Consider the following 24,776-nt stretch of genomic DNA (forward strand, 5'->3'; position numbering starts at 1 on the left):
GTACCCCCGACTACTCCGCCAGACGAGATTTTTCCCTGTGTGAATGGTTTTCAGCCGTGTCATCGTCCGCTCCGGACCGCCGCGGCGGACCCCTCCGTCGTCGTGCGTCACGTGCGGTGCGGGCGCAGGGCGGCGCGCAGGCGGGGGTCGGCGAGGGCGGCGGGGCCGTTCATGGCGACGGCGGTGAGGAGTTCGCGCTCCTCGTCGTCCCCGAGGCCGTGCTGGCGGGCCGGGCGCACCTCGCGCAGGACCTCCTGGCCGATCGGGGAGGCCCAGCGGGTGTACGGGTAGACGTCGACCCGGGCCATCAGCAGGGTGCCGGAGGTGAGCACCAGCGGCAGCGAGAACCAGGCGAGCGCGGCGAGGGCGTCGCCGTCGGTGAAGGACCCGACGGCGAGGGCGGCGGCGAGCAGGGCGAGGCTCAGCAGCAGCGCGTGCCGCACCTGGCGGACCACGACGACGGTGTTGCGCTGGATCAGCGCCGGGGTGGCCAGCCCGGCCAGCGAGAGCCGGGCGCCGATCTCCAGCACGGTCGGGTGCTCTCCCATCGCCCGGCGCAGCCCGTCGGTGCGGCACTGGCCGTCCGGGCCGACGGTGGCGATGACCGCCCGCTCCAGCCGGCTGCGGCCCTTGGGGTCGACGACGGTGGTCCACCCGGTGTGGGCGAGGTGCAGCCGGCCGCGGCCGGCCATCAGGACGAGGGCGAGCTCGACGACCCGGTCCGGGCCGCCGGCCAGGTACGCCGTCTCGTAGAGCCCGATCCCGACGGCCTCCGGCGGGCGCAGGCCGTCCGGCCCGGCGAGGGCGTCGGCGGTGGCGGTCATCCGGACGAGCCGGAGGCAGGAGAGCACCGCGGCCACGCACGCCGGTATGAGGAACAGCAACCACATGGCCTTGTTGTATGCCGCCGCCGACGACCCGGGGAACGGCTTCCGGTGGCGCGATACCGAACTGTGACGTCAGGAACCGCAGCCGGAACCGCAACTCGACCCGCAGCTGGAGCCGCAGCTGGACGAGGACCCGCAGCTGTGGGACGAGCCGCAGCTGTGCGAGGAGGAGGACCCGCAGCTGTGCGACGAGGACCCGCAGTTGTGCGAGGACGACGACGAACCGCCGCTCGACGACCCGCACCCGGAGGACGTCCCGGTGTCCGAGGAGCCACCGCACCAGGACGCCGGGACGCCGCCGCACGACGACGAGCCCGACGAGCCCGACGAGTCGGAGGCGTACGACGCCGAGCAGGAGGACCCCGAGCCGGACGCGCCGCCGAACGCGCCCCGGGCCGCCGCCTGCTGGGCCGCCGCGCCGATCATCGCCTCCTGGAGCTCCTCGTTCGCCAGCTCCGCCCCCGCGACGGCCAGCCCGCCGAGCGCGAGCGCGCCCAGCACCTCGCCGCCGGTCGTGCGCGGGTACAGGCCGGAGCCGGGCGCCCACGGCGTACCGGTGTTCATGAGCGAGAGCTGGCGCTGCCCGGCCGGGGTGATCCGGCCCTTGGCCGGGCGGGAGGCGAGCAGGGTGACCAGGCCGAGCGCCAGCAGGACCACCGGGACCCACACGGCCGGCCGGTCGCCGCGCCCCTCGTCCAGGCCGGAGAGCACGAAGGAGAGCACGGAGAAGAGCACCACGGCGCCCACCGCGAGCCACAGCAGCCGGCGGGCCTTGCGGGCGTCCCGCAGCCGGTCGGGGTGGCGCAGCAGGCCGCGGTCGGCGAGCTCGTCGCCGAGGGCCTGGACGGCGGGGGAGCGCATCACGTCCGCGCGCAGCGGTCCGAGGTCGCGGCTGCCGGTCGGGCCGACGGCCGTCATGATGGCCTCGTCGACGGCGTCGTACGGCCGGTCGTGGGTGAGGGTGACGGTGCCGCCGCGGCTGACCACCGCGCGCTCGGCCAGGTGCATCCGGACGAGCGCGGTGTCGAAGACCCGGCCCGGTCCGCCGGCCAGGAACGCGGCGCTCAGCAGCGAGAGGCCGCGGCCGGGCAGGCCCTTCGGGTGCGCAACGTGCCGGACGCGCCGCGCGGTGTGGTCCACGTACAGGACGGCGGCCACCAGGAGGATGGCGGGAATGATGAAGTAGCTGTTGTCCCACATGGGCGAATTCCCCCGAGAGTGAAGAGTGTTACCGGCACCGCAGGGCCCGGCGCAGGCGGGCCAGCGGTCCCGGTGGGCGGGCGGGTGCCGGGTGCAGCCACTGCTCCAGGGCGCGGCGGCAGTCGGCGGCCAGCGGGCGCGCCTGGGTGAGCGCCCACGCGGCGAAGGCCCGGGCGTCGGCCCGGTAGCCGGCGGTCTGCGGGTGCGTGCGGGCGTAGGTGAGGAAGAGCGGCCCGTACCGCGGGCCGAGCTGCCGGGGCAGCTCGGGCGCGACGCGGGCGACGGTGTCCCGGCGCTTGGCGGCGAGGCCGGCGGACTGGGCGCGGACCTGCGCCGGGTCGAAGCCCGCCGGGACGGGGCCGCCGGCCACCAGGGCGGCCAGCAGCTCCTCCTGACGCCGGGCGAGCTCCTGCCGCGCCGTGGCTGTCCCGGCCGCGCGCTCGCCGCCGGTCCGCTCGGGTCCGATGTCGACGGTCGTCGCTCCGAGGCCCTCGTTCCTCAGGCCTCCTCGCTCCTCTCTTTCGACATCGGCGCTCCCCTTCGGCTCGGCGCGGTTCCGGTCGGCTGCGAGGCGTTCGGTCATGGTCGGATGCTCCCCTCCAGCACCCGGCGGATGGCGTCCAGTTCACCGGCCAGCTCGCTGGGCGGCGGGAAGGCCGCGTCCCGTTCGAGCAGGACGCCGGGCGGGGCGACCCGCGCGCACAGTTCGGCCAGGACCTCCAGCACCGGTTCGGTGACGGGGTGGGCGTGGGTGTCGTGCCAGACGCCGTCGACCATCGTGCCGCCCGCGACGTGCACGTAGGCGATGGATTCCAGCGGCAGGCGGTCGAGTTCGGCGGCCGGGTCGACGCCGAGGTTCACCCGGTTGGTGTGCAGGTTGGCGACGTCGATCAGCAGCCGCACGCCGGTGCGCTCGACGAGCTCGGCGAGGAACTGGCCCTCGGTCAGCTCGTCGTCCGGCCAGGCCAGCTGGGCGGCGATGTTCTCCAGCGCGAGCGGCACCGGGAGCTGGTCCTGGGCGATCCGCACGTTCTCGGCGATCACCCGCAGCGCGTCCCACGAGTACGGGACGGGCAGCAGGTGACCCGCCTCCAGGCCGCCGGCCCGGACGAACGCCAGGTGCTCGGTGACCAGCGGCGAGTCCAGCGCGGCGGCCGTCCCGGCGAGCCGGGCCAGGCGCTCGGGGTCGGGCCGGTCGGCGCCGCCGAGGCCGAGCGAGACGCCGTGCGGAACGACGGTGACGCCGCGCTCGCGCAGCACCGTCAGCGAGGCGGGCAGGTGGCCGGCGCAGACGTTCTCCGCGACGACCTCGACCCAGTCCAGGCCGGGCTGACGTTCCACCACGGTGTCGATCTCGCTGCGCCAGCCGAGGCCGACGCCCAGCCGGGGCGCAGGTGCCGGGCCGGCCGGGGCGCCGTCGCCGGAGGCCGCCCGTGCGGGCAGGTTCAGTGCAGGGGAAGTCATCGGTACGCCCCCTTCGGAGGGCTGGGGTGAGGGGGCCGTCGGGTGGTGCGGGCGCCGTCGCCGGGACCGCCCGTGGGCCGTGTTGCCGAGGATGTCCCCGGGTGGGGTGGCTGCCAAGCCCCACCCGGTCTTCTCAGAGCATTATTTGAGCTTGTCGATGAGGGACTCCCGCCCCGCTCCGATCCGTCCGGGCAGGTGCGGTGGCCCGTGCGCCGGAAATCCGGAGGCGCGGGACAGGAGTCGCGGATAGCGTGCGCCGTGACTTCGAACGGACCGATGATCCGAGACTTCCGCCCCGCCGACGCCGAGGCGGTGGCGTCCGCCCACCGGGCCGGGCGCGAGCACCTGGTGCGGACCGCCGAGGCCCTGCTCTGGGCGAACGCCCGGCAGAACCCCGGCGAGCACTTCCGCACCATCGTCGCCCCGACGGGGCGGACCGCTACTGGTCCGCGTTCACCGCCTGCCGCCGGGAGTTCCGCGGCCGCGGCCTGAGCAAGCCGGCCGAACTGGAGTCGCTGCGGCTCGCCGCGGCGGCGGGCCACCGGCACGCGTACACCAGCAACGACACGACCAATGCGCCGATGCTCGCGATCAACGCCTGGCTGGGGCACGAGCGCTGCGCGGGGGGCGCAAGGGGATCAAGCGCCTTGGGTAACCATCCGTGCAGGGATCGTGACGCTCCGAATCGGCGCGAGTGGGGTATTTCCGGCCACGGGAGGGGACTTAACCAGGGCGCACAGTTCGTGGTCGAGTCTTCCTCCGGGGGATCAAATGGAGATCCTGCTCCAAGTGCTGATCGCATCGGTCCCGGCCGTGATCGGGTTCCTCGCGGCCCGCTCCCTCGCCCGCGCCCGGCTGTTCCTGCGGTACGGCTTCCTCCGGGGGCTGCTCGCGCCGTACAGCCGGGTCCAGATCATCACCCCGAGCATCGAGGCCGCGGAGTTCGCCTTCGCCCGGGACGGCCTGCGGCTGACCGCGCGGGCGCCGAAGAACGTGCTGTTCATGCCGATGGCGGAGGCCAGGGCGATCGCCCAGCTGATCGACCTGCTCCGCAAGGTCGACCGGAAGGCGACGATCGAGCTGGTCGCGGCCGGCGCGCAGGATCCGCGGATGCCGACCTTCTCGATCGGCGGGCCGAGCGTGAACCCGTACACCGAGGGCGTGCTGGACGCGGTGTTCCCGGACTTCCGCATCGAGTACCCGGAGGCGGCGCGGGCCCGGTGGGGCGGGATGACCTTCGAGGCGCTGTACAACGCGTCCGACGAGCTGATCCGGGACCACGGCTTCGTCTTCGTGACCCGAACGCCCCGGCACGCGCCGTGCGTCGTGCTGTGCGGGGTGTTCGCGTTCGGCTCCGCCATGGCGGTGGAGGCGCTCGCGGGGGCGGGCCGGAAATCGCCGCTGGCGGCGCTCTTCCGCTCGGGGGAGAAAGGATTCGTCGCGGTCGAGGGGCGGGTGATCGGCCTGGAGACGGTGGACGTGACGGTCGAGGTGTGCCGGATCCTCCCGCTGCCCTGACGTGGCTGCCCCGGCGACCGGGCGGAGGGTCGCGGCAGTTCGCGGTGTCCACGTACCGTCCCGCCGGATGAGACGACTGGTCTCGACCAGATGGAACGAATCCGGACGGTTCGGGAGCGTCTGGGGCACGAACTCGCGGCGATCGCACAGGTTTTGCCCCGCTCCTGACATATCGTCGGCATAATCGCGCACATGACGATCAACCGTGCCTCCCTGAGCGCGATCGCCGACGACCTCCACGTGTGGCTTCCCCCGAAGCGGGGCTGGGGACTGGCGAACTGCGGGCTGCTGACCTCCCGGAAGACCGCGCTGTGGATCGACACCCCCTACGACCCGGCGCTGGCCTCGGAGTTCCTCGCCGAGAGCCGCCGGGTGCTGGCCGACGGCGTCACCGTCGACCGGGTGATCGTCACGCACGCCAACGGCGACCACCTCTGGGGCGCCGGCGTCGTCCCGGACGCCGAGGTGATCTCCACCCGCGAGGCGCTGGAGCACATCCACTACGAGCCCACCCCGCAGCAGCAGCACGCGCTCGTCGCGGGCGGCGACCCGGACTCCCCGCTCGGCGGCTACCTGCGCGAGCACTTCGGCGGTTTCGACTGGTCGCAGACCGAGCCGGTGCGCCCGGACACCGTCTTCACCGGCGAGCTCGAACTCACGGTGGGGGAGCACCCGGTGCACGTGACCGCCCTGCCCTCGGCCCACACCGGCGGCGACCTGATCGTCCACCTGCCGCGCCAGCGCACGGTGTTCGCCGGCGACGTCATCTTCGGGTCGACCGCCGAGCAGCCCGGCGACCACCCGTCGCACTGGGCCGGCCCGCTGGAGAACATCGTCGCCGCGTGCGAGCGGATCCTCGACACCGGCGCCGAGACCGTCGTCCCCGGCCACGGGCCGGTGCTCGACCGCGACGGCGTCCGCGCCCACATCGCCTACCTCGCATACGTCCGCGAGCGCACCCACGCGCTGCACGCCGCCGGCATCCCCGCGCTGGACGCCGCGCGCCGGGTGATCGCCGAGCAGCGCCACCCCGAACTCGGCCTGCCCGAGCGGCTGGTGCTCACCGTCGCGGCCGAGTACCGGCACCTGGACGGCGGCGAGGCGCCGAACGTCCTGGAGGCCATGACCCAGGTCGCCGTCGTCGCGCGCGAGATCGCCGAGGACTCCGTCCGCGCCCGGCGCTTCTTCCCCGACATCGGCCACCGGGACTGACCGGGCCCGGCCCGCCACCAGCCAGCAGGAAACCCCCGAGGACACCCATGACGCAGATCGCGCTGATCGCGCTGATCACCACGGTGCTGGCCGCCGCGACGGCGGGCGTGCTGGCCCGCGGCCGGGCCCGGGCCACCACCCGGGCGGCCGTCGCCGAGGAGCGCGCCCACGTCGCCGAGCAGCGCGCCCGCGCCGCCGAGGAGCGGCTCGCCCGCGCCGAGCACCGGCTGCACGAGTCGGCCGCCGCCGCCCGCGAGGCCACCGACGAGGCCGAGGCCCGCTACCGGGCCGCCGAGGAACGCACCCGCGACGCCGAACTGCGCGGCCGCGCCGCCGAGGACGCCGCCCGCGACGCGCGGGAGGCCACCCGCGAGGCCGACGGCCGCACCGCCGCCGCCGACACCAGGGCCGCCGAGGCCGAGCGCCGCCTCGCCGTCGCCGAGGAGCGCGGCGCCGCCCTGCTCGCCGAGGTCCGCCACCTCGCCGACGAGCGCCTGCCCGCCACCGCGGTGCGGCTCAGCCACGTCAACGCGCCCGCCGTCGGCCCGCTGTCCGCGCAGGTCGTTGGCCCGGACGCGACCGACGCCCTCCAGGCCGTCCTGGACGCCGCGGCCGGCGCCATCACCGACGAGCGCGAGCGGGTCGACGCCGCCGCCCGCGCCGCGATGCGCGGCGCCACCTCCAAGATCCAGACGCTGCTCTACCAGATCCAGAGCCTGGTCCAGCAGCTCCAGGACGACAACGACGACCCCCGGCTGCTGGAGGTCGACTTCCGCAACGAGGTCGCCCTGCGCCGGATCCAGACCGTCGCCGTCCTCTGCGAGGCCTGGCCCGGCCTCGCCCGCAGCGACTCCCCGCTCGCCGAGGTCGTCGTCGGCGCGCTCTCCCGGGTGCCCGGCTACGCCCGGATCAAGGTCGCCAACCACCTGCGCGAGAACCGCCTCGCCGTGGTCGCCCGCGCCGCCGAGCCGCTCGCCATCACCGTCGCCGAACTGCTCGCCAACGCCACCGCCTACTCGCACCCGGAGACCGACGTCCCGGTCACCGTCCAGCAGGGCGGCCGCGGCGCGCTGGTGATCATCGACGACAGCGGCATCGGCATGGACGACGACCAGCTGCGCCGCGCCCGCCGCCTGCTGGCCGGCCCGCCCGACGTCCTGCTCACCGAGCTCGGCAACCCGCCCAAGACCGGCTTCGCGGTGATCGGCAAGCTCGCCCGCCAGTACGGCTTCTCCTGCCACATCGAGCCCTCGCCGTACGGCGGCATGCGGACGATCCTGCGCATCCCGGCCGCGCTCGTCACCGTCGTCGACGACGAGCAGCCGCTGTCGGTGCTCACCCCGCTGCCGCTGCGGGCCGGAGCCGGGCCCGCCCCCGCGCCCACCGTCCAGGCCGTCCCGCCGATGCGCGACGCGGGCGAGGACACCGGGCTGCCCCCGCTCGCCGACCGGCACCACCAGCCGGGCCCGCACCCGGCGCCCGCCATGCACGTCGTGCCGTCCGCCGCCGCCGGACGGCCCGTCGCGGGGCGGCCCGACACCGCCCGCCCCGGCGACGACAGCGGCCTGCCCAGCCGGCGCCGGCGCCAGCCGCTCGCGGCCCCCGCGGCCGGGCCCGCCGAGGCCCCCGCCCGTCCCGCCGGGCCCGGCCCGGCCGAGGCCCCCGGGGCGCCGGCCCGCACCCCGGAGCGGGCCGCCCGGCACTGGAGCGCGCTCCAGCAGGGCACCGGCGAGGGCCGCGCCGCCGTGGCCGCCGCCCGCGACGGTGCCGCCCCCGGCAGCGCCGCACCCGACGGCGTCGCCCTGCCCTCGGGCGAACCCCAGTCCACGGGCGAAGCCCCGACCCCCCAAGGAGCCGAGCAGTGAGCAGCACGCCCAGCCCGACCGCCACCGACGAGATCTCGTGGGTGCTCACCCCGCTGCTGGAGCTCCCGGGGGTGCTGCACGCGGTCATCGCCACCGGGGACGGCCTCGTCGAGGGCGCCTCGGACGGCCTCGGCCGCGCCTCCGCCGAGCGGGTCGCCGCGATGACCGCCACCGTCCACGCCGCCGCCCGGGCCTTCACCAGCGCCTTCACCGACACCGCCCAGCCCCGGCTGGCCCAGACCGTCGTCGAGTCCGACCTCGGCTACGCCGTCGTCGTCCCGGCCGGCGAGAACACCTCGCTCGCCGTCTTCACCTCGCCCGAGGCCCAGCTCGGCAACGTGGCCTACCAGATGCAGGTCCAGGTCGCCGCCCTGGGCCGCGCGCTCGCGAGCCCGGCCCGGCAGCCCGACGGCACGCCCCGGTCATGACCGGCGTACCCCGCAGGCGGATGGTGCCCGCCTACCTCGCCACCGGCGGCCGCACCCGCCCCGGCAGCGCCGGCTTCGAGCGGCTGACCGTGCTGTACGCGGCCCGCGCCGAACCGCCGCACGGGCTGGAACACGAACACGAACGGCTCTGGGAGCTGCTGCGCCCCGGCGCGCTGACCGTGGTGGAGGCCGCCGCGCACCTGCGCCTGCCGGTCAGCGCCACCGTCTTCCTCGCGGCCGATCTGGTCGAGGCGGGCTGCCTGAACGCCCGCGCGCCGATCCCGCGCGCCCAGCAGACCGACCGCTCCATCGTCGAGAGGCTCCTCGTTGGACTTCGCACTCTCCGGTAACCCGGCCCCCGGCGGCCCGGCCGACCGGCCCAGCCGGGTGGGCTACCTGCCCGACCCGGACCAGACGCTGATGAAGGTCGTCGTGGCCGGCCCGTTCGGGGTCGGCAAGACGACGCTCATCCGCACCCTCTCGGAGATCGCCACCCTGCACACCGAGGAGGCGATGACCGAGACCGGCCGCCCGGTCGACGACCTCGCCGACCTGCCGGAGAAGACCACCACCACGGTCGCCGTCGACTTCGGCCGGCTCACCCTGCCCGGCAACGTCGTGCTCTACATGTTCGGCACCCCCGGCCAGCGCCGCTTCTTCCCGCTCTGGCAGGACATCGCCCGCGGCGCCCTGGGCGCCCTGGTGCTCGCCGACACCCGCCGGCTCGCCGACTCCTTCGAGATCATGGACATGGTCGAGGAGCAGGGCCTGCCCTACGCCGTCGCCGTCAACGGCTTCCCGGACGCGCCCGTCCACTCCGTCGAGGTCCTGCGCGCCCACCTCGACCTGCACCCCGACACCCCGCTCGTGCTCTGCGACGCCCGCGAGCGCGGCGCCAGCCTCGACGCGCTGATCGCGCTCACCGAGCACGTCCTGCACGGCCTGCCGGCCGGCCCGGACCCCCAGGAGGGACCGTGACCACCGAGACCCGACCGACGCCGATCCACGGGCCGGTGTTCGCCGCCGACCCGCACCTGGTCTACGACCGGCTGCGCCGCTACGGCGCGGTCGCCCCGGTCGAGGTCGCGCCCGGCGTGGAGGGCCTGCTCGTCACCGACTACCAGGCCGCGCTGGACCTCCTGCGCGACACCGACACCTTCTCCAAGGACTCCCGGGCCTGGCAGCGGACCGTCCCGCCGGACTCCCCGCTCCTGGTCGTGCTCGGCTACCGCCCCACCGCCCTGTTCAGCGACGGCGAGGTCCACGACCGCTACCGCGCGGTGATCACCGACGGCCTCAGGCTGCTCGAACCGCACGTGCTCCAGCGCCGCGTCGGCGAGGTCGCCCACCGGCTGATCGACCGCTTCGAGGCCGCCGGCACCGCCGACCTCATCGCCGAGTACGCCCGCCAGCTGCCGGTCTTCGTCTTCAACACCTGGTTCGGCGTGCCCGAGGAGCACAGCGACCGCCTGGTGGCCGGCATCTCCGAGATGATCGAGTCCACCGAGAAGGCCGTGGCCGCCTACGGGGACCTCCTCGCCGTGGTCACCGAGATGGTCGCCGACCGGCGCCGGCGGCCCCGGCACGACCTCACCTCCTGGTTCGTCACCCATCCGGCCGGGCTGGACAACGACGAGGTGATCCGGCAGATCACCCTGACCATGATCGCCGGGCACGAGCCGACCACCAACCTGATCGGCAACGCCCTGCTGCGCCTGCTCACCGACGAGCGCTACGCCGGCTCGCTGTTCGGCGGCGCGATGACCGCCTACCAGGCGATCGACGAGGTGCTGTGGCACGAGCCGCCGCTGGCCAACCTCTCGGCGCACTACCCGCGGTACGACATCACCTTCCACGGCCGCGAGATCAAGGCCGGCACGCTGATGCTGGTCTCCTACGCGGCGGCCAACAACCAGGCGGCGCCGCCGACCGACGGCGCCGAGCTGCGCAGCGGCGAGAGCGCCCACCTGGCCTGGGCGGCGGGCCCGCACGCCTGCCCGGCCCGGGACCCGGCCCTGCTGATCGCGATCTCGGCGATCGAGCAGCTGACCAGCCGCCTGAGCGACCTCGAACTCACCTTGCCCACGCAGGAGTTGCTCTGGCGCCCGGGCCCGTTCCACCGCGCCCTGGTGAACCTGCCGGTCCGCTTCGCCCCGGTCGTCTGACCACGCGAAGGGCCCGGACATCCGCCCGCGCTGGGACGTCCGGGTCCTTCGCGGACGGTCAGTCCTCGACCGGCTTCAGCGTCAGCGAGACGCTGTTGATGCAGTAGCGCTGGTCGGTCGGCGTGCCGTAGCCCTCGCCCTCGAAGACGTGCCCGAGGTGCCCCCCGCAGCGCGCGCACCGCACCTCGACCCGGCGCATGCCGAGCGAGGTGTCCTCGATGTACTGGACCCGGTCCCCGGCCAGCGGCGCGTAGTACGAGGGCCAGCCGCAGTGGCTGTCGAACTTGGTCGCGGAGCTGAACAGCTCGGCGCCGCAGGCCCGGCAGGCGTAGACGCCGACCGTCTTCGTGTCGGTGTACTCGCCGGTGAACGGGCGCTCGGTGCCCGCCTCGCGGAGCACGTGGTACTCCTCGGGGCTGAGCTGCTCGCGCCACTCGGCCTCGGTCTTCTCGATCTCGTAGCTCATCACGGCTCCCGTCGGCGTGCGTCAGACGTTGGAGGCAACGTTCACGAGGTGCTTGAGAATTTCTGGGCCGAGGTTGGTGACGTCCCCGGCGCCCATCGTGAGCAGCAGGTCGCCCGGGCGGGCGAGGCCGGCCAGCACGGCGGGGGCGGCGGCGAAGTCGTGCTCGGGGGTGACGTCGGCGCCGGCCCGGCGGGCCGCGTCGATGATCAGCTCGCTGGTCACGCCCGGGATCGGGTCCTCGCGGGCGGGGTAGATGTCCAGCACGACCGAGGCGTCGGCCAGCGCCAGCGCCTGCCCCATCTCCTCGGCGAGCTGCTGGGTGCGGCTGAACAGGTGCGGCTGGAAGACCACCAGGACGCGGCCCTCGGCGGCGCCGCGGATCGCCTCCAGGTCGGCGGTCATCTCGGTCGGGTGGTGGGCGTAGGAGTCGATCACCTGGACGCCGCCCGCCTCGCCCTTGAGCTGGAGCCGGCGGCGCACCCCGGTGTAGGCGCCGAGCGCCTTGGCCAGGTCGGCGGCCGGCACGCCGAGCGCGACGCCCGCGGCCAGCGCGGCGACGGCGTTGTGCGCGTAGTGGCGGCCGGGCACCGAGACGGTGAAGGTCAGCTCGGCGCCGTCCAGCAGGACGGTGACCTCGCTGGTCATGCCGCGGGCGACCACCGACAGGACGCGCAGGTCGGCGTCCTCGGCGGCGCCGACGGTGACGACGTTCAGGCCCTCGCGCGCGGAGACCCGGGCGGTGAGCTCGCGGGCGCCGTCGTGGTCGGCCGAGACGACCAGGGTGCCGCCCGGGGTGATCCGGCCGACGAAGGTCTCGAACGACTGGTGGATCTCCTCGATCGACGCGTAGTTGGCGTGGTGGTCGAGCTCCACGTTGAGCACGATCGCCACCTCGGGCGCGTACTTGTGGAAGCTGCGGTCGCTCTCGTCGGCCTCGGCGACGAAGATCTCGCCGGTGCCGTGGTGGGCGTTGGAGCCCGGCGCGTCGAGGTCGCCGCCGATCGCGTAGGACGGGTCCAGGCCGAGCTCGCCGAGGGCGACGGCGAGCATGCTCGTGGTGGTCGTCTTGCCGTGGGTGCCGGCGACGGCCAGGGCGCGGCGCCCGCCCATCAGTGCGGCCAGCGCGTCGGAGCGGTGCACCACGGGGATGCCGCGCTCGCGGGCCGCGGCCAGCTCCGGGTTGTCGGCACGGATCGCGCTGGAGACGACCACGCTGCTGGTGCCGTCCGGCACGTGCTCGGCCGCGTGGCCGACGTGGACGGTCGCGCCGAGGGCGCGCAGGGCGAGGACGGTCTCGGACTCCTTGGAGTCGCTGCCGGAGACGCTGGCACCGCGCACCGCGAGGATCTTCGCCAGGCCGGACATGCCGGCGCCGCCGATGCCGATGAAGTGCGGGGCGTGCAGGTCGTGCGCGGCGTCGTTCAAGGCGGGGCTCCGTTGGGGCGGGGGCTGGGTGGGCGGGCGGGCGCCGCCCGCGGGGGCGACGTGCGAATCGTCCTCGCGGACGGACCGCAAGGACGATTCTGCACCAAGGTCGGGGTCGGGTCGGTCGGCTCAGGAGTCGCTGGCGAACAGCCGCAGCACCGGGACGCCGACCTTGTGCCGGGCCTGCGAGGCCCAGTCCCGGTGGAAGAACTCCTCGACGAAGTGCGGGGAGGTGAGCACGACGACCTCGTCGGCCTCCTGGTCGTGCACCACCGCCTTCAGCCGTTCCAGCGGCTTGTCCTCGACCAGCTCGCCGACCGCCTCGGCGCCGGCCCGGCGCAGGTGGCGCAGGCTGTGTTCGAGCGACTCGGACGCCACCGTCGGCCCGCTCTCGGACTCGTCGTGCTCGTGCACCACCTTGTCCAGGTGGCCGAGGGCGACGTCGTCCAGCGCCCGCAGCAGCTCGTCCTGCCGGCCGCGCGGCTGCATCAGGACGACGAAGGAGACCTTCTCGTCGCTGTGGAGCGTGGTGACGAGCTCCACGTCCGCGTCGGAGAGCGCCTTTTCGATCATCAGTACCGTCTTGAACACGTGAGTCCCTTCCAGTGGCCGGCCCCCGGGCCCCGGCATCGCATCCCATAGTGCCCGGCAGAGGCTTTCGGCTCGCTGCACACCCGGCACGCGGGCCGCGCGGACGAAGGCCCCCAAGGGGAACGGGATCGCGATCAGGGGGTCACGGGGTCATCCGAACGCAGGTGACGCAGGTAGCGGGTGAAGAGGAATCCTTTCTGCTCGATCAATGAGACCAGCCGCATCGTCCGCACGTCAGGCATTTCCGCATCGTGGATGATGCGCGGCGCGTCGCCGCCCGTGATCAACGGGGCCAGCGACAGGCACAACTCGTCCAGCAGGCCCGCCGCCGCCAGCTGCCCCAGCAGGCGCGGGCCGCCCTCGGTCAGCAGCCGCGTCCAGCCCCGCTCCACCAGGGCGGACACGGCCGCCCGCAGGTCCACCGAACCCTCCCCGGCCAGCACCAGGTCGGCCACCGCGGCCACCGCCCGCCGGCGCTCGGCCGGAGCGTCCTCGGTGGTGATCACCACCGTCCGGACCAGCGGCCCGGTGAACAGCGGCGCGTCCAGGTCCAGCGCCAGCGACCGGCTCACGATCGCGATCGCCGGGGCCGGGGCCTGCCCGGCCGCCGCCCGCGCCGCCGCGAACTCGGTCCGGGCCCGGGCCGGGCGGTAGCCCTCCGCGCGGACCGTCTCGGCCCCCACCAGCACGACGTCCGACAGCGCGCGCAGCACTCCGAAGATCCGCTTGTCGGCGTCCCCGGAGAGGCCCTCGGACAGGCCGTCGAGCTTCGCGCCGCCGTCCAGTCCGGCCACCATGTTGGCGCGCAGCCAGGGCCGGCCCCGATTCACCTGGTCGGGGTACGCGTAGAGGGCGGCGAGCGACTCCAGCGAGCTCGGGTCGGCGACCGGCTCGGTCAGCGGGCTGATCAACAGGTGCATACCGCCAGTGTTCCACCGGCCGTCCCCGGCGCGGGGTCGGAGGGGCCCGGGAGCAGGCGTACCCTCTACTAACGTGCCCGCAGCTCCCCGCCCCGCCACCGCGACCGAATCCATAGCCGCCGCGCCCGCGCCCGGCTCCCCGGTCGCGCTGACCGACCGCCGCCCCGTCGTGCCCGCCGAGCGCCTGGTCGCCGAGATGGTCCCCCCGCCCCGGTTCGCCGAGGTGAGCTTCGGGACGTACATCCCGGACCAGACCCAGCCGAGCCAGTACGAGGCCGTCCAGGTCCTGGAGCAGTTCGCCGGCACCCTGGGCGGGGGAAACGGTTCCGCGCCCAAGCGCGGCTGGTTCCGCCGCAGCGCCCCCGTGCCCACCGGCCCGGCCGGCGTCTACCTCGACGGCGGCTACGGCGTCGGCAAGACCCACCTGCTCGCCTCGCTGTGGCACGCCGCCCCCGGCCCCAAGGCGTTCGGCACCTTCGTCGAGCTGACCAACCTGGTCGGCGCGCTCGGCTTCCAGCAGGCCGTCCAGACCCTCTCCGGGCACACGCTGCTGTGCATCGACGAGTTCGAGCTCGACGACCCGGGCGACACCGTCCTGGTCTCCACCCTGCTCGGCCGACTTGTCGACAACGGCGTCAAGCTCTGCGCCACCTCGAACACGCTGCCGGAGAAGCTCGGTGAGGGCCGCTTCGCCGCCGCCGACTTCCTGCGCGAGATCCAGGGCCTGTCCGCGCACTTCCGCCCGATGCGGATCGACGGCCAGGACTACCGCCACCGCGGCCTGCCGGACGCCCCGCCGCCGTACCCGGACGAGACCGTCGACGCCGTCGCCGCGCGCACCCCCGGTGCCTCCCTGGACGACTTCGACGCCCTCCTCGCCCACCTCTCCGCCGTCCACCCCAGCCGCTACGGCGCCCTGCTGGACGACGTCACCGCGGTCTGCCTGCGCGGCGTGCGCCAGGTCGACGACCAGTCCACGGCGCTGCGCCTGGTCGTCCTCGCGGACCGAATGTACGACCGCGAGCTGCCCATCACGGCCTCCGGCCTGCCCTTCGACCGGGTCTTCCCCGAGGACATGCTCCGCGGCGGCTACCGCAAGAAGTACCTGCGGGCGGTCTCCCGCCTCGTCGCCCTCGCCCGGGACAGCGCGAAGTAGGCACCGCTTGTCGGTGGTGGGTCGTACGGTGGACACGTGCGACCCATCACGAGTATTGAGCGGTCAGTGGCGCCCTTCGAGGTCGTCAGTCCCTTCCAGCCCAACGGGGACCAGCCGGCGGCGATCGCCGAGCTGGAGCGGCGGATCACGGGCGGGGAGAAGGACGTCGTCCTGCTCGGCGCCACCGGCACCGGCAAGTCGGCCACCACGGCCTGGATGATCGAGAAGCTGCAGCGGCCCACCCTGGTGATGGCGCCGAACAAGACGCTGGCCGCCCAGCTGGCCAACGAGTTCCGCGAGCTGCTGCCGAACAACGCGGTCGAGTACTTCGTCTCGTACTACGACTACTACCAGCCCGAGGCGTACGTCCCGCAGACGGACACCTACATCGAGAAGGACTCCTCGATCAACGAGGAGGTCGAGCGGCTGCGGCACTCCGCGACGAACTCGCTGCTCACCCGCCGGGACGTGATCGTGGTCGCGTCCGTCTCCTGCATCTACGGCCTCGGCACGCCGCAGGAGTACGTCGACCGGATGGTGCCGCTCAAGGTCGGCCAGGAGATCGACCGGGACGTGCTGCTGCGCCGCTTCGTCGACATCCAGTACGCGCGCAACGACGTCGCCTTCACCCGCGGCACCTTCCGGGTGCGCGGCGACACCATCGAGATCTTCCCGGTCTACGAGGAGCTCGCGGTCCGGATCGAGATGTTCGGCGACGAGATCGAGGCGCTCTACACCCTGCACCCGCTCACCGGCGAGATCATCAGCCAGGACGACTCGGTCTACGTCTTCCCCGCCTCGCACTACGTGGCCGGCCCCGAGCGCATGGAGCGGGCGGTCGCCGGCATCGAGAAGGAGCTGGAGGAGACGCTCGCCCGGCTGGAGAAGCAGGGCAAGCTGCTGGAGGCCCAGCGGCTGCGGATGCGCACCACCTACGACATCGAGATGCTGCGCCAGATCGGCACCTGCTCGGGCGTCGAGAACTACTCGATGCACTTCGACGGCCGCGAGCCCGGCTCCCCGCCGAACACGCTGCTGGACTACTTCCCCGAGGACTTCCTCCTCGTCATCGACGAGTCGCACGTCACCGTCCCGCAGATCGGCGCGATGTACGAGGGCGACGCCTCGCGCAAGCGCACGCTGGTCGAGCACGGATTCCGCCTGCCGTCCGCGATGGACAACCGCCCGCTGAAGTGGGAGGAGTTCCTCGGCCGGATCGGCCAGACGGTGTACCTGTCGGCCACCCCGGGCGCGTACGAGCTGTCCCGCGGCAACGGCCAGGTCGAGCAGATCATCCGCCCGACCGGCCTGATCGACCCCGAGGTGATCGTCAAGCCGACCGAGGGCCAGATCGACGACCTGGTGCACGAGGTCCGCAAGCGGGTCGAGCGCGACGAGCGCGTCCTGGTCACCACGCTGACCAAGAAGATGGCCGAGGACCTCACCGACTACATGCTCGGCCTGGACATCAGGGTCCGGTACCTGCACAGCGACGTGGACACCCTGCGCCGCGTCGAGCTGCTGCGCGAGCTGCGGGCCGGGCGGTACGACGTGCTGGTCGGCATCAACCTGCTCCGCGAGGGCCTCGACCTGCCCGAGGTGTCCCTGGTGGCGATCCTGGACGCGGACAAGGAGGGCTTCCTGCGCTCCGGCACCTCGCTGATCCAGACGATCGGGCGTGCCGCCCGGAACGTCTCGGGCCAGGTGCACATGTACGCGGACAAGATCACCCCCGCGATGGAGAAGGCCATCGACGAGACGAACCGCCGCCGCGCCGTCCAGCAGGCCTACAACAAGAAGCACGGGATCGACCCGCAGCCGCTGCGGAAGAAGATCGGCGACATCCTGGACACCCTCGCCCGCGAGGACGTCGACACCGACGAGCTGCTCTCCAGCGGCTACCGGGGCCAGGGGAAGGGCAAGGCCCCGGTGCCGGCGCTGGGCGCCGAGCGCAAGCCCGCCAAGTCGATGCCGGCCGCCGAACTGGCGGAGCTGATCCAGGAGATGACCGACCGGATGCACGCGGCCGCGGCCGACCTCCAGTTCGAGGTCGCGGCCCGGCTGCGCGACGAGGTCAAGGAGCTCAAGAAGGAGCTGCGCCAGATGCGGGAGGCCGGGGTCGCCTGAGGCGCGGCCCGGGCACCGTCGGCCTGGCCGGATTGGCACCGGTCAACGCCGACGGTGTCTCAGCCTTGCCACAAACCGGCGAACGCTTGGGGTTCGCGGGTGCCGCAGGCCCTAGGCTGGCCTGCGGCATTCGCGCTCCCGGGACGGAGTGGCGGGCCGGAAGACGAGGGGGCCTCAGCCGGGGGACGGCGACGGGGTGTTCCAGCAGGGAGCCGCGCGCGGACCGGGCGCGCGGCCGGGCAGAGAGGACAACGTCGTGTCGGTGAGCCTTGCCAAGGGCCAGAGGGTCAGCCTCCAGAAGGGCTCGGGCGGTGAGCTGACCGTGGTCCGGATGGGCCTCGGCTGGCAGGCCGCGCCCAAGCGGGGCCTGTTCGGCACCCGTACCCGGAAGATCGACCTGGACGCCTCGGCCCTGCTGTACGCCGAGCGGACGCCCTCCGACGTCGTGTTCTTCCAGCACCTGGAGTCCACCGACGGCTCGATCCGGCACACCGGGGACAACCTGGAGGGCGGCTCGGGCACGGACGACGACGAGGCGATCCTGGTCGACCTGCTGCGCGTGCCGGCGCACATCACCCAGGTCGTCTTCACGGTGAGCTCCTACACCGGCCAGACCTTCGCCGAGGTCCGGAACGCGCACTGCCGCCTGGTGGACGAGACGACCGGGGTGGAGCTGGCCCGCTACGAGCTGGCCGGGGGAGGGCCGCACACCGGCCAGATCATGGCGAAGGTCTTCCGCGACGGCTCGGGCGGCTGGGCCATGCAGGCGATCGGCGCCCCGGCCCGCGGACGGACGTTCCAGGACCTGCTCCCGGCGATCGAGCCGTTCCTCTGATCCTTCCGGCTCCGACCACTCCTTTACCTTCTTTACCTTCCCTTGTCGCTCCTGTTACTCTCGATGGCAGCGGAGGGGAGTATTCCCCGTAGCAGTAGCCCCGTCATCACGGGCGCCCGTCGTGGCGCCCCGGGGCGCTGGTCCGGCCCGGGCGCGTCCCGGCGGGCGGAAGAGACCTCCGGCAGTGACGATGACCGTCTCGCCTAGCTGCCGGAGGAGCAGTAATGGACGTTTCCGTAACCATGTGGGCCACCACGGTCGGTGTGCTGATCGCACTGATCGTGGCGGACTTCTTCATCGGAGGGCGAAAGCCGCACGAGGTCTCGATCAAGGAGGCCGGGATCTGGACCGCGGTCTGGGTCGTGCTGGCGGTGCTCTTCGGCGGCTTCCTCTGGTGGCACTCCGGGGCACAGCCGGCGGGTGAGTTCTTCGCCGGCTACATCACCGAGAAGTCCCTCAGTGTCGACAACCTCTTCGTGTTCATCCTGATCATGGGCAAGTTCGCGGTGCCCAGGGTCTACCAGCAGCGCGTGCTGATGTTCGGCGTGATCATCGCGCTGGTGCTGCGGGCGCTGTTCATCGCCGGCGGCGCGGCCCTGGTGACGCAGTTCTCCTGGGTGTTCTTCATCTTCGGCGGCTTCCTGATCTGGACCGCCTGGAAGCTGATCAAGGAGGCGCGGGCCGGCGAGGAGACCGGGCCGGACGGAGAAGCGGCGGAGTTCGAGGAGAACCGCCTGCTCAAGTCGATCGAGCGGCGCTTCCCGTCGACCGACAGGTACCACGGCACCAAGCTCTTCGTCCGGGAGAACGGCCGCCGGCTGATGACCCCGATGCTGATCGTCATGCTGGCGATCGGCACCACGGACGTGCTGTTCGCGCTGGACTCGATTCCGGCCATCTTCGGCCTGACCCAGGACCCGTACATCGTGTTCACCGCCAACGCCTTCGCGCTGATGGGCCTGCGCCAGCTGTACTTCCTGATCGGGGGCCTGCTGAAGAGGCTGGTCCACCTGTCGTACGGCCTGTCGGTGATCCTCGGCTTCATCGGCGTGAAGCTGGTGCTGCACGCGCTGCACGAGGCCGGCGCGCACGTGCCGGAGATCGGCATCCCGTTCTCGCTGGGCTTCATCGTGGTGGTGCTGGCCGTCACCACGGTGACCAGCCTGACGGCCTCCAGGAAGCAGGAGCAGGCCGAGCGGGAGAAGCTCGACGCCTGACCCTCCGCGCGCACGCCAGGAGCCCCCGGGACGCCGTCCCGGGGGCTCCTGGCCGTTCGGGGCCTACCAGCCGCGCTCGCGCCACTCGGCGAGGTGCGGGCGCTCGGCGCCGAGGGTGGTGTCGTTGCCGTGGCCGGGGTAGACCCAGGCCTCGTCCGGGAGGACGTCGAAGATCTTCTCGTTGACGTCCCGGAAGAGGGTCCGGAAGGCCTCCGGGTCCCCCCAGGTGTTGCCGACGCCGCCCGGGAAGAGGCAGTCGCCGGTGAACACGTGCGGGTGGCCCTGCGGGTCGTCGTAGACCAGCACGATCGCGCCGGGGGTGTGCCCGACCAGGTGCCGGACGGTCAGCTCGGCCCGGCCGACGAGCAGCTTGTCGCCGTCGGCGAGCCGCAGCTCGGTGGGGACGTCGATGCCCTCGGCGTCGTACTCCCCGGCGGCGGTGCGGGCGCCGGTGGTGGCGACCACCTCGGCGAGCGCTCCCCAGTGGTCGTGGTGCCGGTGGGTGGTGACGACCGTGGCCAGGTCGTCGCCGATGGTCTCCAGCAGCGCCGGGGCGTCGGCGGCGGCGTCGATCAGCAGCTGTTCGTCGGTGGCCGGGCAGCGCAGCAGGTAGGCGTTGTTGTCGTACGGGCCGACGGCCACCTTGGTGATGATCAGGTGGGCCAGCTCGCGCACGTCCGGGGGCCCGCCGACCTTGACCGCTCCGTGGTACGTCATCCGTCCGCTCCTCGTCGTGTCGGTCCTGGGATCATCCTCGCCCCCTCAGCCCAGCGGGGGAAGCTGGGGGAGCGCGGTGTCGGGAGTGCGCTTCAGGTCTGCGCCGTCGGAGCGGCCGGAGAGCCAGGCGAGCAGGGCGCGGACCGATCCCCGGACGGTCAGGGCGGGTTCGCCGGTGCCGATCAGGCCGCGGTCCCCGGTGTCCTCGGCGACCAGCTCGACCCCCGGCAACCCGGTGCCGTGCAGCTTGACGGCGAGCTTGTGGAACTCGACGACCGCGAACACCTCCGGCCACCGGGCCGGGCCGTAGCCGGCGTCCAGGTCGACCAGGTGGTACTCCAGCTCGCCGAGGCGCTTCCAGACCAGGTCGACGGCCGGGAAGACGGCGCCGGAGCGGTGGTGGACGTCGGTGGCCCAGTCCTCGTCGGTCATCAGCGCGGCGGCCGCGGCGAAGCGCTCGTGCGACTCGCGCAGGTCGGCGAGCTGGGCCTCCAGCGGGCGCCCGGCGCCGTCCCGGATCTCCTGGTCGCGGGCCTCCTCGCTGGCGTACTGCGGGATGTCGGTGCCGGTGCGGGCGCCGGTCAGCAGGTTGACCAGGGAGTCGGCGTTGCGGGCGAGGTGGGCCAGCACGTGGCCGCGGCTCCAGCCGGGGAGCGCGGAGGGCTCGGCGACGGCCGCGGGCTCCATCCCGGCGACGGTCTCCAGCATGCTCCGGGTGCTCTCCCGGACCAGGCTCAGCCGCTCGGCGGCGACGGCGGCGGACTGCGGGTCGGTCATCGATTCTGCCTTCGGTGCGAAGCGGTGCGTTGCCCCACGGGGGCTCCGCTCGTTGACCAGTCGACGCTACCGCCGACTCCGGGGCCTGAGCAGGGGCTTTTTCGGTCCGGGTACGGACGGCCCCGGGGCGGTCCTCACTCGTTCGGGTGGTCTCGGGTGGACAAAGTCGAGATTCGAACGTCTGAGCTATAGGCTGGCTGCCGCATCCTGGAAGAAGCACCCAATCTCACCGCAAGCCCTCTCGCCCCGGAGAAAGGCGCCAGAAGCAGTGGCCGACCGCCTCATCGTCCGCGGTGCTCGCGAGCACAACCTCAAGAACGTCTCGCTCGACCTGCCCCGCGACTCCCTCATCGTCTTCACGGGCCTCTCCGGCTCCGGCAAGTCCTCGCTCGCCTTCGACACGATCTTCGCCGAGGGCCAGCGCCGCTACGTCGAGTCGCTGTCCTCGTACGCCCGCCAGTTCCTCGGGCAGATGGACAAGCCCGACGTGGACTTCATCGAGGGCCTCTCCCCGGCCGTCTCGATCGACCAGAAGTCCACCAACCGCAACCCCCGTTCGACCGTCGGCACCATCACCGAGGTCTACGACTACCTGCGCCTGCTGTTCGCCCGGATCGGCAAGCCGCACTGCCCGCACTGCGGCCGCCCGATCGCCAAGCAGTCCCCGCAGGCGATCGTCGACAAGGTGCTGGAGCTCGCCGAGGGCACCCGGTTCCAGGTGCTCAGCCCGGTGGTGCGCGAGCGCAAGGGCGAGTTCGTCGACCTCTTCGCCGACCTCCAGTCCAAGGGCTACTCGCGCGCCCGGGTGGACGGCGAGACGGTCCAGCTCGCCGAGCCCCCGAAGCTCAAGAAGCAGGAGAAGCACACCGTCGAGGTGGTCATCGACCGCCTGACCGTCAAGGAGAGCGCCAAGCGGCGGCTCACCGACTCGGTGGAGACGGCCCTGCGGCTGTCCGGCGGCATGGTCGTGCTCGACTTCGTCGACCTCCCGGAGGACGACCCGGAGCGCGAGCGCATGTACTCCGAGCACCTCTACTGCCCGTACGACGACGTGTCGTTCGAGGAGCTGGAGCCGCGCTCGTTCTCGTTCAACTCGCCGTTCGGCGCCTGCCCGGACTGCTCGGGCCTGGGCAACCGGATGGAGGTCGACCCGGAGTTGGTCGTGCCGGACGTCGAGCGCTCGCTCGACGAGGGCGCCATCCACCCGTGGTCGGCCGGCCACGCCAAGGAGTACTTCCAGCGCCTGATCGACGCGCTCGCCCAGGAGCTGGGCTTCCGCACCGACATCCCGTGGGCCGGGCTGCCGGCCCGCGCCAAGAAGGCGCTGCTGTACGGGCACAAGCACCAGGTGGAGGTCCGCTACCGCAACCGCTTCGGCCGCGAGCGCTCGTACAGCACCGGCTTCGAGGGCGCGGTCCCGTTCATCCAGCGCCGGCACACCGAGGCGGAGAGCGACAGCAGCCGCGAGCGCTTCGAGGGCTACATGCGCGAGGTGCCCTGCCCGACCTGCCAGGGCACCCGGCTCAAGCCGGTCGTGCTCGCGGTCACCGTCCAGGACAGGTCGATCGCCGACGTCTCCTCGATGTCGATCAGTGACTGCGCCGAGTTCCTGGGCGCGATGAAGCTCAGCGCCCGGGACAAGCAGATCGCCGAGCGGGTCCTCAAGGAGGTCAACGAGCGGCTGCGCTTCCTGGTCGACGTCGGCCTGGACTACCTCTCGCTCGACCGCGCGGCCGGCACCCTGTCCGGCGGCGAGGCCCAGCGCATCCGGCTGGCCACCCAGATCGGCTCCGGCCTGGTCGGCGTGCTCTACGTGCTGGACGAGCCGTCCATCGGCCTGCACCAGCGGGACAACCACCGGCTGATCGAGACGCTGGTGCGGCTGCGCGACATCGGCAACACCCTGATCGTCGTCGAGCACGACGAGGACACCATCAAGACGGCGGACTGGGTGGTCGACATCGGCCCGGGTGCCGGCGAGCACGGCGGCAAGGTGGTGCACTCCGGTTCGCTGAAGCAGCTGCTCGCCAACAAGGAGTCGCTGACCGGCCAGTACCTGTCGGGCAAGCGGTCCATCCCGATCCCGGCGGCCCGCCGCGAGCGGGACAAGAAGCGCCAGCTGACCGTCCACGGCGCCCGCGAGCACAACCTCAAGGACGTCACGGTCGGCTTCCCGCTCGGCACCTTCACCGCGATCACCGGCGTGTCCGGCTCCGGCAAGTCGACGCTGGTCAACGACATCCTCTACACCCACCTCGCCCGGGAGCTGAACGGCGCCCGCAGCGTGCCGGGTCGGCACACCCGGATCACCGGCACCGACCTGGTGGACAAGGTGGTGCACGTCGACCAGTCGCCGATCGGGCGCACCCCGCGCTCCAACCCGGCCACCTACACCGGGGTGTTCGACCACGTCCGCCGGCTCTTCGCGGAGACGCAGGAGGCCAAGGTCCGCGGCTACCTGCCCGGCCGGTTCTCCTTCAACGTGAAGGGCGGCCGCTGCGAGAACTGCTCCGGCGACGGCACCATCAAGATCGAGATGAACTTCCTGCCGGACGTCTACGTGCCGTGCGAGGTCTGCCACGGCGCCCGGTACAACCGGGAGACGCTGGAGGTGCACTACAAGGGCAAGTCCATCGCCGAGGTGCTGGACATGCCGATCGAGGAGGCGCTGGCCTTCTTCGAGGCCGTCCCGGCGATCGCCCGCCACCTCAGGACGCTCAATGACGTCGGCCTGGGCTACGTCCGGCTCGGCCAGTCCGCGCCGACGCTCTCCGGCGGCGAGGCGCAGCGCGTCAAGCTCGCCTCGGAGCTGCAGAAGCGCTCCACCGGGCGGACGGTCTACGTGCTCGACGAGCCCACCACCGGCCTGCACTTCGAGGACATCAGCAAGCTGATCAAGGTGCTCACCGGGCTGGTCGAGAAGGGCAACACGGTGATCGTCATCGAGCACAACCTCGATGTGATCAAGACCGCCGACTGGATCGTCGACATGGGCCCCGAGGGTGGCTCCGGCGGCGGCACGGTGGTCGCCGAGGGCACCCCGGAGCAGATCGCCGCGGTGTCGGAGAGCCACACCGGCAAGTTCCTCCGGGACATCCTCCCGGGCGGCTTCGCCGACGCCCCGGTCGCCGCTCCGGCGAAGCGGGCGCCGCGCAAGCGCGCCGCCGCGGCGAAGAAGTAGCGCACGGGCGCACGGCCGCTCCCACCCCGGGAGCGGCCGTGCGTGCCGCATAGACTTCCGTGGTCCCACGCCGCAGCCCACCCGCAGGAGCGCACCGATGTCCGAGGCCCCCGAGAGCAACTCCGCCACCTCCCGCCGCACCCTGCTGTGCGGCGCCGCGGCCGTCCTGGCGGCGGCCGGCGGCACCGTGGCACTCACCGGCTGCGGTTCGTCCGCCGGTTCGTCCGGCTCCGGCGCCGCCCCCAAGGGCCCGGTGGACCTCGGCCCGGCCTCGGCGGTGCCGGAGGGCGGCGGCAAGGTCTTCCGCGAGCAGAAGATCGTCGTCACCCAGCCCACCGCCGGGCAGTACAAGGCGTTCAGCGCCAAGTGCACCCACGCGGGCTGCATCGTCGACCAGGTGAAGAACCAGCAGATCCAGTGCCCCTGCCACGGCAGCAAGTTCGCCATCGCCGACGGCGCCGTGGCGGACGGCCCGGCCCCCTCCCCGCTGCCCGCCTACACCGTCACGGTCGAGGGCGGGAACCTCAAGGTGACCCCGAGCTGACGCAGTTGACCCCCGCCGAACAGACCCCCACCGCACCGGCGCCCGCCGCACCGATCACCCCTCCGCGCCCCCGGCCCCACT

The 24,776-nt window shown here is 73.0% G+C and carries 22 protein-coding genes and 2 pseudogenes; 15 read left to right on the forward strand and 9 right to left on the reverse strand.

Annotation, left to right across the window (positions count from 1 at the left end):
* Positions 1-107: 107 nt before the first annotated feature.
* The 3 genes and pseudogenes from AB0C76_RS06805 to AB0C76_RS06815 all read right to left on the reverse strand — a co-directional run bounded on the left by AB0C76_RS06805 (position 108) and on the right by AB0C76_RS06815 (position 3,530).
* Complete coding sequence (locus AB0C76_RS06805) at positions 108-890, reverse strand: TIGR04222 domain-containing membrane protein (protein WP_359960747.1); 783 nt, start codon at positions 888-890, stop codon at positions 108-110.
* A gap of 69 nt (positions 891-959) precedes the next feature.
* Positions 960-2,087, reverse strand: coding sequence for a TIGR04222 domain-containing membrane protein (locus tag AB0C76_RS06810; RefSeq protein WP_359960750.1), 1,128 nt, complete (start codon positions 2,085-2,087; stop codon positions 960-962).
* Positions 2,088-2,115: 28 nt separating this feature from the next.
* Positions 2,116-3,530 (reverse strand): annotated as a pseudogene (locus AB0C76_RS06815) (DUF692 domain-containing protein).
* 297 nt (positions 3,531-3,827) lie between these two features.
* Here AB0C76_RS06815 and AB0C76_RS06820 point away from each other — a divergent pair.
* The 9 genes and pseudogenes from AB0C76_RS06820 to AB0C76_RS06860 all read left to right on the forward strand — a co-directional run bounded on the left by AB0C76_RS06820 (position 3,828) and on the right by AB0C76_RS06860 (position 10,739).
* A complete protein-coding gene (locus tag AB0C76_RS06820; RefSeq protein WP_359960753.1) occupies positions 3,828-4,043 on the forward strand; it encodes a hypothetical protein in 216 nt (71 codons plus the stop codon).
* Positions 4,019-4,174, forward strand: a pseudogene (locus tag AB0C76_RS06825) (GNAT family N-acetyltransferase); the annotation flags it as partial. The gene AB0C76_RS06820 and the pseudogene AB0C76_RS06825, both read left to right, overlap by 25 nt.
* Positions 4,175-4,340: 166 nt before the next feature.
* Positions 4,341-5,069, forward strand: a complete 729-nt coding sequence (locus AB0C76_RS06830; RefSeq protein WP_359960756.1) for a hypothetical protein — start codon at positions 4,341-4,343, stop codon at positions 5,067-5,069.
* Positions 5,070-5,261: 192 nt separating this feature from the next.
* Positions 5,262-6,281: an MBL fold metallo-hydrolase gene (locus AB0C76_RS06835; RefSeq protein ID WP_359960759.1), complete on the forward strand. Its 1,020-nt coding sequence runs from the start codon at positions 5,262-5,264 to the stop codon at positions 6,279-6,281.
* Between the two features lie 47 nt (positions 6,282-6,328).
* Positions 6,329-8,146, forward strand: a complete 1,818-nt coding sequence (locus AB0C76_RS06840; RefSeq protein ID WP_359960762.1) for an ATP-binding protein — start codon at positions 6,329-6,331, stop codon at positions 8,144-8,146.
* The gene (locus AB0C76_RS06845; RefSeq protein ID WP_359960765.1) at positions 8,143-8,574 is read left to right on the forward strand and encodes a roadblock/LC7 domain-containing protein; all 432 of its coding nucleotides are present in this window, start codon (positions 8,143-8,145) and stop codon (positions 8,572-8,574) included. The genes AB0C76_RS06840 and AB0C76_RS06845 overlap by 4 nt, the downstream gene beginning before the upstream one ends.
* A complete protein-coding gene (locus AB0C76_RS06850) occupies positions 8,571-8,924 on the forward strand; it encodes a DUF742 domain-containing protein (protein ID WP_359960768.1) in 354 nt (117 codons plus the stop codon). Before AB0C76_RS06845 ends, AB0C76_RS06850 begins: the two co-directional genes overlap by 4 nt.
* Before the next feature lie 70 nt (positions 8,925-8,994).
* A complete protein-coding gene (locus tag AB0C76_RS06855) occupies positions 8,995-9,552 on the forward strand; it encodes an ATP/GTP-binding protein (RefSeq protein WP_359961171.1) in 558 nt (185 codons plus the stop codon).
* The gene (locus tag AB0C76_RS06860) at positions 9,549-10,739 is read left to right on the forward strand and encodes a cytochrome P450 (RefSeq protein WP_359960771.1); all 1,191 of its coding nucleotides are present in this window, start codon (positions 9,549-9,551) and stop codon (positions 10,737-10,739) included. The genes AB0C76_RS06855 and AB0C76_RS06860 overlap by 4 nt, the downstream gene beginning before the upstream one ends.
* A 58-nt stretch (positions 10,740-10,797) precedes the next feature.
* Here the strand turns inward: AB0C76_RS06860 and msrB are convergent, their stop codons facing one another.
* From msrB to AB0C76_RS06880, 4 genes are all read right to left on the reverse strand, one after another.
* Positions 10,798-11,205, reverse strand: coding sequence for a peptide-methionine (R)-S-oxide reductase MsrB (msrB, locus tag AB0C76_RS06865; RefSeq protein WP_359960774.1), 408 nt, complete (start codon positions 11,203-11,205; stop codon positions 10,798-10,800).
* Between the two features lie 21 nt (positions 11,206-11,226).
* Positions 11,227-12,609: a UDP-N-acetylmuramate--L-alanine ligase gene (murC, locus tag AB0C76_RS06870; RefSeq protein ID WP_359961174.1), complete on the reverse strand. Its 1,383-nt coding sequence runs from the start codon at positions 12,607-12,609 to the stop codon at positions 11,227-11,229.
* Positions 12,610-12,759: 150 nt separating this feature from the next.
* Positions 12,760-13,221: an indole-3-glycerol phosphate synthase gene (locus AB0C76_RS06875; RefSeq protein WP_359960777.1), complete on the reverse strand. Its 462-nt coding sequence runs from the start codon at positions 13,219-13,221 to the stop codon at positions 12,760-12,762.
* A 134-nt stretch (positions 13,222-13,355) separates the two neighbouring features.
* Positions 13,356-14,141 carry a pyrimidine reductase family protein gene (locus AB0C76_RS06880; protein ID WP_359960779.1) on the reverse strand — a complete coding sequence of 262 codons (786 nt, stop codon included), beginning with the start codon at positions 14,139-14,141 and terminating at the stop codon, positions 13,356-13,358.
* Between the two features lie 112 nt (positions 14,142-14,253).
* Between AB0C76_RS06880 and zapE the strand changes: the two genes are divergently transcribed.
* From zapE to AB0C76_RS06900, 4 genes are all read left to right on the forward strand, one after another.
* Positions 14,254-15,297, forward strand: coding sequence for a cell division protein ZapE (zapE, locus tag AB0C76_RS06885; RefSeq protein ID WP_359961177.1), 1,044 nt, complete (start codon positions 14,254-14,256; stop codon positions 15,295-15,297).
* Positions 15,298-15,333: 36 nt separating this feature from the next.
* Positions 15,334-17,424: an excinuclease ABC subunit UvrB gene (uvrB, locus tag AB0C76_RS06890; RefSeq protein WP_359960782.1), complete on the forward strand. Its 2,091-nt coding sequence runs from the start codon at positions 15,334-15,336 to the stop codon at positions 17,422-17,424.
* A 256-nt stretch (positions 17,425-17,680) separates the two neighbouring features.
* Entirely contained in the window at positions 17,681-18,259 is a 579-nt protein-coding gene (locus AB0C76_RS06895) for a TerD family protein (protein ID WP_359960785.1), read from the forward strand.
* 224 nt (positions 18,260-18,483) lie between these two features.
* Positions 18,484-19,476 carry a TerC family protein gene (locus AB0C76_RS06900; RefSeq protein ID WP_359960788.1) on the forward strand — a complete coding sequence of 331 codons (993 nt, stop codon included), beginning with the start codon at positions 18,484-18,486 and terminating at the stop codon, positions 19,474-19,476.
* 63 nt (positions 19,477-19,539) lie between these two features.
* Here AB0C76_RS06900 and AB0C76_RS06905 read toward each other — a convergent pair whose 3' ends face one another.
* On the reverse strand, positions 19,540-20,193 hold the full coding sequence (locus tag AB0C76_RS06905; protein ID WP_359960791.1) for an MBL fold metallo-hydrolase: 654 nt from the start codon (positions 20,191-20,193) through the stop codon (positions 19,540-19,542).
* A 45-nt stretch (positions 20,194-20,238) separates the two neighbouring features.
* Positions 20,239-20,970: a maleylpyruvate isomerase family mycothiol-dependent enzyme gene (locus tag AB0C76_RS06910; protein WP_359960794.1), complete on the reverse strand. Its 732-nt coding sequence runs from the start codon at positions 20,968-20,970 to the stop codon at positions 20,239-20,241.
* A 268-nt stretch (positions 20,971-21,238) separates the two neighbouring features.
* On the opposite strand from AB0C76_RS06910, the gene uvrA reads away from it, so the two are divergent.
* Both uvrA and AB0C76_RS06920 read left to right on the forward strand, forming a co-directional pair.
* On the forward strand, positions 21,239-24,151 hold the full coding sequence (gene uvrA, locus AB0C76_RS06915; protein ID WP_359960796.1) for an excinuclease ABC subunit UvrA: 2,913 nt from the start codon (positions 21,239-21,241) through the stop codon (positions 24,149-24,151).
* A 97-nt stretch (positions 24,152-24,248) separates the two neighbouring features.
* Positions 24,249-24,695, forward strand: a complete 447-nt coding sequence (locus AB0C76_RS06920) for a Rieske (2Fe-2S) protein (protein ID WP_359960799.1) — start codon at positions 24,249-24,251, stop codon at positions 24,693-24,695.
* The last annotated feature ends 81 nt before the right edge of the window (positions 24,696-24,776 follow it).

This window comes from Kitasatospora sp. NPDC048722, assembly GCF_040650235.1.
Lineage (GTDB): Bacteria > Actinomycetota > Actinomycetes > Streptomycetales > Streptomycetaceae > Kitasatospora.

Excerpts from the sequence above, each read along its gene's own strand:
- AB0C76_RS06805 (WP_359960747.1), bottom strand. The coding sequence starts at position 890 with ATGTGGTTGCTGTTCCTCATACCGGCGTGCGTGGCCGCGGTGCTCTCC.
- AB0C76_RS06810 (WP_359960750.1), bottom strand. The coding sequence starts at position 2,087 with ATGTGGGACAACAGCTACTTCATCATTCCCGCCATCCTCCTGGTGGCC.
- AB0C76_RS06820 (WP_359960753.1), top strand. The coding sequence starts at position 3,828 with ATGATCCGAGACTTCCGCCCCGCCGACGCCGAGGCGGTGGCGTCCGCC.
- AB0C76_RS06835 (WP_359960759.1), top strand. The coding sequence starts at position 5,262 with ATGACGATCAACCGTGCCTCCCTGAGCGCGATCGCCGACGACCTCCAC.
- AB0C76_RS06840 (WP_359960762.1), top strand. The coding sequence starts at position 6,329 with ATGACGCAGATCGCGCTGATCGCGCTGATCACCACGGTGCTGGCCGCC.
- AB0C76_RS06850 (WP_359960768.1), top strand. The coding sequence starts at position 8,571 with ATGACCGGCGTACCCCGCAGGCGGATGGTGCCCGCCTACCTCGCCACC.
- AB0C76_RS06855 (WP_359961171.1), top strand. The coding sequence starts at position 8,995 with ATGAAGGTCGTCGTGGCCGGCCCGTTCGGGGTCGGCAAGACGACGCTC.
- msrB (WP_359960774.1), bottom strand. The coding sequence starts at position 11,205 with ATGAGCTACGAGATCGAGAAGACCGAGGCCGAGTGGCGCGAGCAGCTC.
- AB0C76_RS06880 (WP_359960779.1), bottom strand. The coding sequence starts at position 14,141 with ATGCACCTGTTGATCAGCCCGCTGACCGAGCCGGTCGCCGACCCGAGC.
- AB0C76_RS06900 (WP_359960788.1), top strand. The coding sequence starts at position 18,484 with ATGGACGTTTCCGTAACCATGTGGGCCACCACGGTCGGTGTGCTGATC.
- AB0C76_RS06905 (WP_359960791.1), bottom strand. The coding sequence starts at position 20,193 with ATGACGTACCACGGAGCGGTCAAGGTCGGCGGGCCCCCGGACGTGCGC.
- AB0C76_RS06910 (WP_359960794.1), bottom strand. The coding sequence starts at position 20,970 with ATGACCGACCCGCAGTCCGCCGCCGTCGCCGCCGAGCGGCTGAGCCTG.
- AB0C76_RS06920 (WP_359960799.1), top strand. The coding sequence starts at position 24,249 with ATGTCCGAGGCCCCCGAGAGCAACTCCGCCACCTCCCGCCGCACCCTG.